The sequence below is a fragment of the uncultured Senegalimassilia sp. genome, from assembly GCF_934632265.1.
In the GTDB taxonomy this organism is placed as follows: Bacteria; Actinomycetota; Coriobacteriia; order Coriobacteriales; family Eggerthellaceae; genus Senegalimassilia.
This window is the reverse complement of the sequence record NZ_CAKTYH010000204.1, coordinates 1-1,699: the sequence shown is the minus strand read 5'-3', so window position 1 is coordinate 1,699 and position 1,699 is coordinate 1. Positions and strand designations below refer to the sequence as shown.

General features: G+C 51.6%; 2 protein-coding genes. One reads left to right on the top strand and one right to left on the bottom strand.

Features of this window, described 5'->3' with window-relative positions; all coding sequences use genetic code 11:
• The coding region (locus tag Q0H50_RS09480) for an NlpC/P60 family protein (protein ID WP_294421709.1) at positions 1-1,495 on the top strand (1,495 nt) is incomplete at its 5' end.
• A gap of 68 nt (positions 1,496-1,563) precedes the next feature.
• On the opposite strand, the gene Q0H50_RS09605 is transcribed toward Q0H50_RS09480, so the two are convergent.
• On the bottom strand, positions 1,564-1,699 hold a 136-nt coding region (locus Q0H50_RS09605; RefSeq protein ID WP_366936659.1), incomplete at its 5' end, for a GHKL domain-containing protein.

Below are 1,699 nucleotides of genomic sequence, written 5' to 3'. Positions count from 1 at the left end.
TGCCGTCGGGCTTGGCGCAGCGCAAATACAAAGTATGCGGCGGCGCGGTTCCGCTCCGGCAGACAATACACCGCAGGAGAAAATGCGCAGGGCAGCCGTTATGAATGCAAAAGAGAGACTGCGTCATAGGCAAAGCGCAAATGCCCCCGACAGTTTACCGGCGCAGAGCGCGGAGCATGATAGCGGGCTATCCGCAAAGCAGGATGTAAAATCAAAAAGCTCTTTGCCCAAAGTCAGCGCGCCTCCGTCCCCTGCTAAGCCGACAGGTACGGAGCAGCGCAAGAAATATGTTCAGTACAAAAACCTGACCCGTCTGCGCAACGGAAGAGCTAAGACCGAAGAAAAACTCATACGGCGTCTTGCTGCCGCGTTGACAAAAAGCACCACCAGAGCTGCAAGCTCTGTGGTGCTTTCGGCTGCCGGTGGCGTGATAATCATTGCTGTGTGCGCGCTCATGCTGATCGCGGGTATCGCGGCATCCCCGTTCGGCATCCTGTTTGCAAACGAGCCGCAGGGTGACGGTGCAATACAGCTAAATGCGGCAGTTGCCAAAATCAATGCCGAGTACGCCGCGCGCCTTGACGAAATACAGGACGGCGAGTTTGAAGAAATAATAGTAAACGGTGATGCGCCGGATTGGCGGGAGGTAGTCGCCGTATTTGCTTGCAAAGTCGCTGGCGGGAAAAACGGTCTTGATGTTGCGACAATGGACGAAAAGCGTATCTCTTTGCTGCGCTCCGTGTTTTGGGACATGGTGAGCCTCGATTTTGAGATAGAAACCGTTGAGACAGAAGATGATGCCCCGGATAACATCGGCGGCATTATAGTGAAAAACACCCTGAAAATCACTATCGGGCACAAAGCCGCCGATGATATGCGCAGCGCGTATGACTTTTCAAAAGCCCAAAACAAAGCTCTTGATGAACTGCTCAGTGATCCGACACTGTTGAGAGGGCTCATGTCTGACCTGACTATAACTCAGGCTGACGCCGTAGAACTGTTGAAAAATCTGCCCGACGATCTAAATGAAGAACGCTGTGCAGTGGTCAAAGCCGCACTGTCGCTCGTTGGCAAAGTCAACTACTTTTGGGGCGGCAAGTCCCTTACTCTCGGTTGGGATTACAGATGGGGCACGACCATAAAGGTCACGTCAGAGGGAAGCCAGTCTACCGGCACATACAGGCCGTATGGGCTTGACTGTTCTGGCTTTGTAGACTGGGCATTTTACAACGCAACGGACGGACAGTATTATCCGAGTTGCGGTGACGGTGGAACGCAGGCACAGTTGAATAACTGCTATGTTATATCCGAGAGTGAAGCACTTCCGGGTGACCTTGTGTTTGCATCCGATATTGGTCACGTCGGGATCGTCGGCGGGCATGATGACAACGGCAACTTGCTCATCATCCACTGCACTGGCGGTGGGTACAACAATGTTGTGATTACGGGTATGGATGGCTTTTTCGGCATTACAGCAAGGCCGCAATGGTACTAAAAAACTCATCTCACCGTGAGAAGAGTTTTTTAGGCCAAATTATTCTTCAATACCAAGCAGCTATAAAATCACTGAAGGGGAAAGTGAATAATGCTGTGAAACTCATGAGTAGTCTCATCATACCGCATTTCCAACCTGCCGTCGAACTTTGCAACAACTCGATCAATGCTCTTTGTGCCATAGCCATGTCCCTTGCTTCTATCC